The following is a 9,387-nucleotide window of genomic DNA, read 5'->3' on the forward strand; positions in this document are numbered from 1 at the left end:
GTTCGACCTCGACGACGAGGGCGACGTCGGAGCGTCCCCGGCGCCCGATGCCGACGACGCTCCACAGACCGACGACCAAGCCTCCCCGGACGAGCCCGAGGAGAAGAAGCCCGCCGAGAAGAAGCCCGAGCCGAAGAAGGACGTCGACCTGGACGAGGGCGGCTCGCTCTTCGACCTCTGACAGGCCGCTGACCTGCGTCAACACCACCTGACGCCGCAATGACGTCATTCGATGTCACCAGATGCTTGACATGACATCACTGTGATGTCATAGTGATGCACATGGACATCACCCCGTACGTCGAGAGCCTCCGGTCCTCGCTCGTCTCGGCCGCCGACTCCGCCGGCGACGAGACCCGCCAGGCCGCCGAGCGGCTCGGCTTCGCTCTCGAGTCCAGCTCCCGGCTGGCGATCATGGAGGCGGTCTCGCAGGCCGCCGCCGAGATCACCGCCGAGATGCCGAACGGTGGCGTCGACGTACGCCTCAATGGTCGCGACCTCGACTTCCTCGTGCACGTCGCCGCGCCGACGCCCCCGGCACCTCCCCCGCCGCCGGCTCCCGAGGACGTCGAGGACGGCAACCTCTCCCGCATCACGCTCCGCATCCCCGAGGCGGTCAAGGCCAAGGCCGAGGAGCGCGCCGCGGATGCCGGGCAGTCGCTCAACACCTGGCTGGTCAACGTCGTCCGCGCCGCCACCCGCGAGGGGTCGATCAACATAGACGTCGACCTCTCGAGCATCCCGTTCTTCGGCGGCAGCGACCCGTTCGAAGGCCGAGGCAAACGCGGCGGCAAGCGCATGACCGGCTGGCTCTGACCGAAAGACAGCACGCAGGCATCCACCACCGACAGCAGCAGGGGACGGCAGACGGCCGCTCCCCCGGCACTCCACACCCTGCCACCAGGAGGCACCAGATGAACCGCCAGTTCGAGACTCCCGAGCCGATCGACCTGTACGTCGAGATCGGCAAGGGCAAGGTCGAGATCCGCGCCACCGCGACCGGCACCACCACCCTCGACATCGAGGGCCGGGACGCCGACGAGGTCGAAGTGACGTTCGAGGACAACCGGCTCTCGGTCATCGCCCCCAAGGACGGCGGCAGCTGGTTCACCGGTCGCGACCGCGAGCTCCATGTCCAGGTAGAGCTGCCCACCGGCAGCGACGTGGCCGTCAAGACCGGCAGCGCGGACATCGAGGTCGAGGGTCAGGTCAACGAGGTCCGGATCAAGACCGGCTCCGGTGACGTCACCTGCGACACCTTCACCGGCGCCGCACGCGTCGACACCGGCTCGGGTGACGTCGAGATCGCCGAGGCGCACGCGGAGCTGCAGGTGAAGAGCGGCTCGGGCGACATCTCGGTCGGCACCTGCGTCGGCAACCTGAACGTCTCCACCGGCTCGGGCGACGTCGAGGTCGGCACCACGAACGCCACCACCGTCGTCAAGACCGGTTCCGGCGATCTGAAGGTCGTCACCGCGAACGCCGACATCTCCCTGTCGACCGGCAGCGGCGACATGCACATCGGCACCGCCCGCCGCGGCCGCGTCAGCGTCAAGGGCGCGAGCAGCGACCTCCGCATCGGCATCCCGGCCGGCACGCCGGTCTGGGCGGACGTCAACACCGTCTCGGGCTCCATCCGCTCGAACATCGAGAGTGTCGGAGCCCCGCAGGAGGGTCAGGAGCACGTCGAGCTCCAGGCCCGCACCGTCAGCGGCGACATCACGCTGACCGAAGTCTGACCACCACCACCACGCGCACCCACGCACGACCGGGAAGGAGCACCACCATGAACGAGACCGTGATCGAGGCCCAGGCCCGCTACCTGATCGAGGACCGGATCCACCCCACCCACCGGCCGAAGCCCACCGCCGTACGCCGGCGCCACCGGAAGATCCGCCGCCTGAGCTGGCTGTGACACCGGCCGCACGAAGAGCCGGCCGCAGGGAGAGACCTGCGGCCGGCTCTTGTCGTCGGTCGACCCTCTTCTCAGAGGTCGGTGACCCGCAGGCCGGCGTGGGCCTTGTACCGCCGGTTGACCGCGATCAGGTTCGCGGTCAGGGCCTCGACCTGGTGCGCGTTGCGCAGGCGACCGGCGTACACACCGCGCACCCCAGGGATCGCCTCGGCCAGGGCCCGGACGAGGTCGGTCGCGTCGCGGTGCTCGCCCTCGCCGAGCACCAGGACGTCGGTGTCGACCGAGGGGATCGCCGGGTCGTTGAGGATCACCGCGCTGACGTGGTGGAACGCCGCGACCACGATCGAGTCCGGAAGGAGCGCCGCGGCCTCCTGCGCGGCCGACCCGTCGGGTACGGCGAGCGCGTAGGCGCCCTGCTGGTCGAAGCCGAGCGGGTTCACGCAGTCGACCACGACCTTGCCCGCGAGCGCGCCGGCCAACGACCGCAACAGCTCGGCGTGACCGTCGTAGGGCACGGACACGATGACGACGTCGCCGGCCGCGGCAGCGTCGGCGTTGGCGAGGCCGCGTACGTCGCCGCCGGTCGCCTCGGCCAGCTCGGCCGCGGTCTCGGCGGCTCGGCCGGAGTCGCGGCTGCCGACCAGCACCGGGATGCCCGCGGCGGCCCAGCGACGTACCAGGCCACGACCTTGCGGACCCGTCCCCCCGAGGACCGCGACGGTCAGCCCGTCGAGTGCCGCCATCAGATCGGGGTCCGGTGGAAGTTCTGGAAGGAGCGCGACGGCGTGGGGCCGCGCTGTCCCTGGTAGCGCGAGCCGTACTTCTCCGAGCCGTAGGGGTGCTCCGAGGGTGACGAGAGCCGGAAGAAGCAGAACTGTCCGATCTTCATGCCCGGGTAGAGCTTGATCGGCAGCGTGGCGACGTTCGCCAGCTCGAGGGTGACGTGGCCCGAGAACCCGGGGTCGACGAACCCGGCGGTGGCATGGGTGAGGAGCCCGAGCCGCCCGAGCGACGACTTGCCCTCGACGCGGGCTGCGACGTCGTCGGGCAGCGTGACCATCTCGTACGTCGACCCGAGCACGAACTCGCCGGGGTGCAGGATGAACGGCTCCTCCCCCTCCGGCTCGACCACCCTGGTCAGGTCGGACTGGTCGGCGGCCGGGTCGATGTGGGGGTAGCGGTGGTTCTCGAAGACCCGGAAGAACCGGTCGAGCCGCACGTCGATCGACGACGGCTGCATCATCTCCGGTGCCCACGGCCCCATCACGATCCGGCCCGCGTCGATCTCGGCGAGGATGTCGCGGTCGCTCAGCAGCACGGCGTCACGCTACCGGCCGTCTCCGGTGGCTGAGGAGGTCGCCCTGCGACCGTCTCGAAACCACGGCTCTGGAAGCATGCCTGCCGTGAGCGCACGCGTCTTCCACCGGTACGTCGCCATCGGCGACTCGTTCACCGAGGGCGTCGGCGATGTCGACGCGTCCCGGCCCAACGGCGTCCGCGGCTGGGCCGACCGGGTCGCCGAGGTGCTCGCGACAAAGACCGACGACTTCGGGTACGCCAACCTCGCCATCCGAGGTCGGACGATGCACCCGATCCTGGCCGAACAGCTCGAGCCCGCGATCGCTCTCGAACCCGACCTGGTCACGGTGTACGCCGGCGGCAACGACCTGATCCGGCCCCGCTGCGACGTGGACGCGCTCGGCGAGGTGTACGACGAGGCCCTCGGCAAGCTGGCGGCCAGCGGCGCCACGGTCGGGCTCTTCACGGCTTTCGACCCGGGCGGCGGTGGGCCGTTCGCCCGGCTGCGTGGCCGGTTCGCGGTCTACAACGAACGGATCCGTGAGATCGCCGACCGACACGGCGCCGTCGTCCTCGACTCCTGGCGGATGCGGCCCGAGCACCCCGCGCTGATGTGGTCGGAGGACCGGTTGCACCTCGGCCCGCTCGGCCATCGTGCGGTCGCGATCGAGGTGCTCGACACGCTCGGCGTACCCCACGACCTCGACCTGTCCGACCCCACCGGCGCATCGGGGGGTACGCCGTTCCGCGCCGGCAAGCGGGCCGACCTCGACTGGGTCGTCCGACATGCGGCGCCGTGGATCAAGCGCCGCCTCACCGGGAGGTCGTCCGGAGACGGCATCACGGCCAAGCGGCCGAGCCTGGAGCCCATCTGATCGGTCCCGACAGGTCGGGTACGATCCTGCACGCCGGTTCGCCGGCATGCGGATGTAGCTCAGTTGGTAGAGCGCGACCTTCCCAAGGTCGATGTCGCGAGTTCGAGCCTCGTCATCCGCTCCGAGTCGTCCGACGGAGCGAAGCTCCGGCGGACGACGAGAAGAACGAAGCCACAGCCGGTTGCTCGAAACGGTCGCCGAGACCTTCCGAAGCCATCTGCCGGAACTCCGTTCCCACGTGACGAGAAGAACGAAGCCACAGTCGAGTGCTCGAAACGGTCGCCGAGACCTTCCGCTCGACGGAGCTTGCTCCGGCGAGTGACGAAGCCATCTGCCGGAACTTCGTTCCCACGTGCGACGAAGCCATCTGCCGGAACCTCGTTCCCACGTGCGACGAGAAGAACCAAGCCACCGCCGGGTTCGCAGAACAGCGCCCCGAGGTCGACTCATGTTCAGAGTCGAGCGACCACAGCGGTCACGGAACCATCAGCCGGACCATCAGCCGGACCATCGGCCGGACCATCGGCCGGACCATCAGCCGGATCATCAGCCGGATCATCAGCCGGGTGGTTTCGAGACCGGCGCCGGCGCGCCTTCCTCAACCACCGGGGTCCGCGGGAACGTGCCCAACCTTGACTCATCTGTGACCATTGTGGACAGTGGTGGGGATGTGACTCCTGAAGTTTCGAGGTCTTCCCCATGACTCGCGCTCGCTGGATCAGTCTCGGGGCCCTGGTCCTGCTCCTGGCCATGCTCCCGTTCGTCCCTCGCGGAGGCGGGGACGACGGCACCATCCGCACGACCGGGCACGTCGCGCGTTCCGGGTCGCTGACCGCCGGCTACGGCCGGGTCACCGCGGCGTATCGACGGACCATCGACCGCGTCCTCGATGCCGGTCCCGTCGCCGGTCGAGGAGCCGCCACCTCGTCGGCACGCGCGCTCGTGGACGAGGTCGTGCGGTGCGCGACCTTCGAGGGCCAGCGCTACTGCCTCGGCACCGGCTGGACCGACCGCACGCAGGTGCAGGTGCGCGCGCAGGCGGTCCGCCTGGTCGAGAGTCCCGCCGCGCGCCGGACCGCGGTGAGCACGACCGGTGACCTCTCGACGTACGACGCCCTCCGACAGGCCGCCCGGATGAGCCCCCCCGAGCGTGCGCGGGCCGAACGCGCCGAGCTCACCCGGGCCGCCCGCTCGGTGGCGAAGGTCTGGCTGATCCGTCACCAGATCCAGGGCGTCCCGCTTCCGCACGGCTTCTTCGCGCGGCACCCCGAGGTACGCCGTGCTGCCGTGACCACCGGCAGCACGGCCCGGGCCTCGTCGCCGCCGGACACCAACGGCCGGCATCGGGTCAAGCACTGGCGCGACTATCCCGACGAGGGAAAGGTCCTCCGCCGCAGCCGCGTCTCGCAGCAGCACCGCACCTACTGGTGCGGCCCGACCACCATGCAGATGATCACGTGGGGGTGGTCGCACACCAAGCGCAGCCAGACGCACTGGGCCCGCCGGCTGGGCACCACGACCAGCGGTACGGCGATCACGTCGATGGTCCACGTCGTCAACCAGGCGACCGGCTACGACCGGGCGTCGTACGCCGGCCCGTACATCACCCTCGACATCGGCGACTGGTCGTTCAAGCAGTGGAAGCTGCTGATGGCGCGCCACTTCGTCGACTACCGCGCTCCGGTGGTGCTGCACCCCGTGCTGCTCCAGCGCTACTTCCCCTATCTCGACCACGACGGCTCGGGCCACTTCCAGGTCGGCCGCGGATACCAGAAGCGCGAGGGCAAGACCCCGCTGCTCGGCTACTTCGAGCCGTGGAACCAGCAGCGGTTCCACCCCGACGAGCCGTTCATCTCGCGCGTGCAGTGGCGCAACGCCTATCAGTCGTACCGGGCGAACGAGGCGCACTTCCAGCACAATCTCGGAGTGTGATGTCGGTACGTCGCCTGGTCACCGCGGTCGCGGCGACGGTCGTCCTCACCTCGTGCGGCACCAGCACCTCGTCCTCGTCACCGGGCGGCTCGCCGTCCGGCCCGGTCGCGAGTCCGCCACACACCATCGCGAGCGGATCCGCAACGATCGACCCGAGCCCGAGCACGAGCCCCGTCGGAAGCCCCCGCCATCCCCTCGTCGTCACGGCCAGGCAACAACTCCTGGACTGGGCGGCCGTCCCCGGCTCGACCAAGGATCTGGTCACGGTCGGCGACCGCTGGACCCTGACCGTGACCGCCGGCGGCGCGACCGCCCGACTTGTCGGTCCGCAGTCGCGGGTGGTGACGATTCGCGCGGGCGACCACTCACGCATCACCGACGCCTTCCTCGACGCACACCACGCCCTCGTCGTCAGCGAGGACCGGTTGGCGCAGGCTCCCGACCGGGCCACCCTGGTCGATCTGGCGTCCGGGCACGAGAGCATCCTCGACGGCCGCTCGGACCCCCCGACCGTCGTCGGCGGCACCTGGGCGCTCGGCCCCGACTCGCTGGTCCACGCCACCTCCGGCAGCCACCACCGCTACTGCCTGGCCACCGTCGACCTGGCCTCGGGTGAGGGTACGACGGGCTGGTGCGCCCCACCGCGTCACGGCTTCAGGAGCGCCGCGGTCACCACCGACGGCACGTCCTTGATGACCTTCGACGCGCACCATCCCTCCTGTCGCACCCTCAACGTCGTCTACGGCCGGGAGCTGACGTCGTTCCCCGGCGTGACCGACTGCAAGGGCTGGGACGCCACCGTGCTGGACGGCAGCTCGGTCTGGTCCGTCGTCCCGAACGACCACCGCATCGACGTCGCCCACTTCTACGCCCACACCAACGACGGTTGGTACGACCTGGGTCCCGGGACGTCGGGCTCCCTGGTCGCCTGCGACGGGGCGGCGTACTTCACCCGCGACCCGCAGACCAGCACCGATCCCGCGACCCTGATGCGCTGGTCGCCGGACACCGCGAGCCTGAGCATCGCCTACGCCTCGAAGGGAAACGGCAACGCCTTCCTCGCGCCCCCGCGCTGCGGCGGCACCCACCTCACGGTCACGTCGTACGCACAGGCCGGTGACGAGCAGGTCACGACCAACCTCGAGTAGCCACCACGACCGGAACATGCAACGTAGGCTCGATGTCATGCCTGCCGAGTTCACCGGATTCCCCAGCCAGGCCCTCGACTTCTACGACGACCTCGAGGTGGACAACTCCAGGACGTACTGGGAGAAGCACAAGGGCACCTACGACTACTCCGTGCGGCGACCGATGGTCGCCCTGTGCGCCGCGCTCGCGGAGGAGTTCGGCGACGCCAAGGTGTTCCGTCCCTACCGCGACGTGCGCTTCGCCAAGGACAAGACGCCGTACAAGACCGCGCAGGGCGCGTTCGTCGAGGTCGGCCCCGCCACCGGGTGGTACGTCGAGGTCTCCGCGCGCGGCGTCCGCACCGGCGCCGGCTTCTACGACGCCACCGGCCCGCGCATCGCCTCCATCCGCGAGGCGATCGACGACGACCGGCGCGGCAACGACCTGGCGCAGATGCTCAAGAGGCTCGAGGCCAACGGCTGGGTGATCGGCGGCCACGTGCTGAAGACCGCGCCGCGCGGCTACGACCTCAGCCACCCTCGCATCAACCTGCTCCGGCACAAGTCGTTGACGATCGGCCACGACTACGGCTTCGAGCCGATCATCCACACGCCGGAGCTGCTGGAAGCGGTGCGCGACGACTGGCGCACCTTGCGCCCGTTCGTGGAGTGGGTCACCGACGCCGAGTGAGCTGCGCGACCGGCTGGGTCAGTGCGGCTGCCAGGCGTCCTCGTCCGCGGTCAGCCGGTCGACCGCAGGCGGCAGCGCGCCGGCGGCGAGGTCGGCCACGGTGACCTGCTCGAAGACGTCGCGCAGCGAGTGGCGGGCCGCGATCCAGACCCGCTGCAGCGCATCGGCACGCTCGTTGTAGGAGACGGCCTCCGGACGGAGGCCGTAGACCGAGACCAGCGGACCGTCGACGGCCCGGATCACGTCGGCCACGGTCACGCCGTCGGCGGGCTTCGCCAACCGCCAGCCGCCGGACTGGCCGCGCTGGGCGTGCACGATGCCCGCCTTGCGCAGGTCGGCCAGGATCGCCTGGAGGAAGTTGTGGGGGATGTCTTGCAGCTTGCCGAGCTCCTCGGCGCTCACCGGGCGGGCGTCGACGCCGTCCGCGCGGGCAGCCATCTCGATGAGGGCGCGCAGCGCGTAGTCCGCCTTGGCTGAGACTCGCATGCGTGCAGTCTCCCAGAACGCCGCTGGGACCCGACGTCAGTGGCCTCGCTCACACCCGACGCGTGTCGCGGCGCCGGCTCGCCGCGGCGTACCGCTGGACCGGTTGCCTGGCCCCGCGCCGCGAGGCATGATGAAGTTACTGATGAGTAGCCGTACTCAGGACAGGGCTTCCGGGACGTGAAGACCCGACACCGATGCGAACAGGTAGGGACATGGGCCACTACAAGAGCAACCTCCGCGACATCGAGTTCAACCTCTTCGAGGTCCTCGGCCGCGACGAGGTCCTGGGCACCGGGCCGTTCGCCGAGGTGGACGGCGAGACCGCACGCGAGATCCTCGCGGAGGTCGACCGGATCGCTCGCGAGGACCTCGCTGCGTCGTTCGAGGAGGCCGACCGGACTCCCCCGGTCTTCGACCCCGAGACCCACACCGCCCCGTTGCCCGAGTCGTTCAAGAAGAGCTACCGCGCCTGGATGGACGCGGAGTACTGGCGCCTCGCTACCCACGCCGACCTCGGTGGTACGCCGGCCCCGTCCACCATGGAGTGGGCAGTCGGCGAGATGGTGCTCGGCGCCAACCCCGCCATCTGGATGTACGGCGCGGGCCCGATGTTCGCCGGCGTGCTCAACCGCAACGGCAACGAGCGGGACAAGAAGATCGCCCGGCTGATCGTCGACCGGCGTTGGGTCACCACGATGGTGCTCACCGAGCCGGACGCCGGCTCCGACGTGGGCGCCGGCCGCACCAAGGCCACTCCGAACGACGACGGCACCTGGAACATCGAGGGCGTCAAGCGCTTCATCACCTCGGCCGAGAGCGACCTCAGCGACAACGTCATCCACATGGTGCTGGCGCGGCCGCACGGCGTCGAGGGCGTCGGCGGGCCGGGCACCAAGGGACTGAGCCTGTTCATCGTGCCGCAGTTCCACTTCGACGTGGAGACCGGCGAGCTGACCGGCGAGCGGAACGGCGTCTACGTCACCGGCGTCGAGCACAAGATGGGGATCAAGGTGTCCAACACCTGTGAGCTCACCTTCGGCGACCCGGGAGTCGGTGGCGGCG

At 70.0% G+C, this 9,387-nt stretch carries 12 protein-coding genes and 1 tRNA gene; 10 read left to right on the forward strand and 3 right to left on the reverse strand.

Going from position 1 to position 9,387, the window contains the following annotated elements; all coding sequences use genetic code 11:
* The 4 genes from VGJ24_RS10440 to VGJ24_RS10455 all read left to right on the forward strand — a co-directional run.
* Window positions 1-181: hypothetical protein (locus tag VGJ24_RS10440; RefSeq protein ID WP_331500515.1), on the forward strand; the 181-nt coding region annotated here is incomplete at its 5' end.
* A 101-nt stretch (window positions 182-282) separates the two neighbouring features.
* On the forward strand, window positions 283-816 hold the full coding sequence (locus VGJ24_RS10445) for a toxin-antitoxin system HicB family antitoxin (RefSeq protein ID WP_331500516.1): 534 nt from the start codon (window positions 283-285) through the stop codon (window positions 814-816).
* Between the two features lie 98 nt (window positions 817-914).
* Window positions 915-1,739: a DUF4097 family beta strand repeat-containing protein gene (locus VGJ24_RS10450; protein WP_331500517.1), complete on the forward strand. Its 825-nt coding sequence runs from the start codon at window positions 915-917 to the stop codon at window positions 1,737-1,739.
* Window positions 1,740-1,786: 47 nt separating this feature from the next.
* Window positions 1,787-1,915, forward strand: coding sequence for a hypothetical protein (locus VGJ24_RS10455; protein WP_331500518.1), 129 nt, complete (start codon window positions 1,787-1,789; stop codon window positions 1,913-1,915).
* 71 nt (window positions 1,916-1,986) lie between these two features.
* Here the strand turns inward: VGJ24_RS10455 and npdG are convergent, their stop codons facing one another.
* Both npdG and dcd read right to left on the reverse strand, forming a co-directional pair.
* Window positions 1,987-2,658: an NADPH-dependent F420 reductase gene (gene npdG / locus VGJ24_RS10460; protein ID WP_331500519.1), complete on the reverse strand. Its 672-nt coding sequence runs from the start codon at window positions 2,656-2,658 to the stop codon at window positions 1,987-1,989.
* Window positions 2,658-3,233: a dCTP deaminase gene (gene dcd, locus VGJ24_RS10465; protein ID WP_331500520.1), complete on the reverse strand. Its 576-nt coding sequence runs from the start codon at window positions 3,231-3,233 to the stop codon at window positions 2,658-2,660. Before dcd ends, npdG begins: the two co-directional genes overlap by 1 nt.
* A gap of 85 nt (window positions 3,234-3,318) precedes the next feature.
* On the opposite strand from dcd, the gene VGJ24_RS10470 reads away from it, so the two are divergent.
* The 5 genes from VGJ24_RS10470 to VGJ24_RS10490 all read left to right on the forward strand — a co-directional run bounded on the left by VGJ24_RS10470 (window position 3,319) and on the right by VGJ24_RS10490 (window position 7,839).
* On the forward strand, window positions 3,319-4,089 hold the full coding sequence (locus tag VGJ24_RS10470) for an SGNH/GDSL hydrolase family protein (protein ID WP_331500521.1): 771 nt from the start codon (window positions 3,319-3,321) through the stop codon (window positions 4,087-4,089).
* A gap of 48 nt (window positions 4,090-4,137) precedes the next feature.
* Window positions 4,138-4,210, forward strand: a tRNA-Gly gene (locus VGJ24_RS10475).
* Window positions 4,211-4,788: 578 nt separating this feature from the next.
* Window positions 4,789-6,021, forward strand: a complete 1,233-nt coding sequence (locus tag VGJ24_RS10480; protein ID WP_331500522.1) for a C39 family peptidase — start codon at window positions 4,789-4,791, stop codon at window positions 6,019-6,021.
* Window positions 6,021-7,169 (forward strand): hypothetical protein, encoded by a 1,149-nt coding sequence (locus VGJ24_RS10485; protein ID WP_331500523.1) that lies wholly within the window; start codon window positions 6,021-6,023, stop codon window positions 7,167-7,169. Before VGJ24_RS10480 ends, VGJ24_RS10485 begins: the two co-directional genes overlap by 1 nt.
* A 37-nt stretch (window positions 7,170-7,206) precedes the next feature.
* Window positions 7,207-7,839 carry a DUF2461 domain-containing protein gene (locus tag VGJ24_RS10490; RefSeq protein ID WP_331500524.1) on the forward strand — a complete coding sequence of 211 codons (633 nt, stop codon included), beginning with the start codon at window positions 7,207-7,209 and terminating at the stop codon, window positions 7,837-7,839.
* Between the two features lie 18 nt (window positions 7,840-7,857).
* On the opposite strand, the gene VGJ24_RS10495 is transcribed toward VGJ24_RS10490, so the two are convergent.
* Entirely contained in the window at window positions 7,858-8,325 is a 468-nt protein-coding gene (locus tag VGJ24_RS10495) for an Rrf2 family transcriptional regulator (RefSeq protein ID WP_331500525.1), read from the reverse strand.
* A gap of 212 nt (window positions 8,326-8,537) precedes the next feature.
* Between VGJ24_RS10495 and VGJ24_RS10500 the strand changes: the two genes are divergently transcribed.
* Window positions 8,538-9,387: acyl-CoA dehydrogenase family protein (locus VGJ24_RS10500; protein WP_331500526.1), on the forward strand; the 850-nt coding region annotated here is incomplete at its 3' end.

The sequence above is a fragment of the Nocardioides sp. genome (genome assembly GCF_036493135.1).
Lineage (GTDB): Bacteria > Actinomycetota > Actinomycetes > Propionibacteriales > Nocardioidaceae > Nocardioides.

Coding starts and splice junctions, on each gene's coding strand:
- VGJ24_RS10445 (WP_331500516.1), top strand. CDS start 283: ATGGACATCACCCCGTACGTCGAGAGCCTCCGGTCCTCGCTCGTCTCG.
- VGJ24_RS10450 (WP_331500517.1), top strand. CDS start 915: ATGAACCGCCAGTTCGAGACTCCCGAGCCGATCGACCTGTACGTCGAG.
- VGJ24_RS10455 (WP_331500518.1), top strand. CDS start 1,787: ATGAACGAGACCGTGATCGAGGCCCAGGCCCGCTACCTGATCGAGGAC.
- npdG (WP_331500519.1), bottom strand. CDS start 2,658: ATGGCGGCACTCGACGGGCTGACCGTCGCGGTCCTCGGGGGGACGGGT.
- VGJ24_RS10480 (WP_331500522.1), top strand. CDS start 4,789: ATGACTCGCGCTCGCTGGATCAGTCTCGGGGCCCTGGTCCTGCTCCTG.
- VGJ24_RS10485 (WP_331500523.1), top strand. CDS start 6,021: ATGTCGGTACGTCGCCTGGTCACCGCGGTCGCGGCGACGGTCGTCCTC.
- VGJ24_RS10490 (WP_331500524.1), top strand. CDS start 7,207: ATGCCTGCCGAGTTCACCGGATTCCCCAGCCAGGCCCTCGACTTCTAC.
- VGJ24_RS10495 (WP_331500525.1), bottom strand. CDS start 8,325: ATGCGAGTCTCAGCCAAGGCGGACTACGCGCTGCGCGCCCTCATCGAG.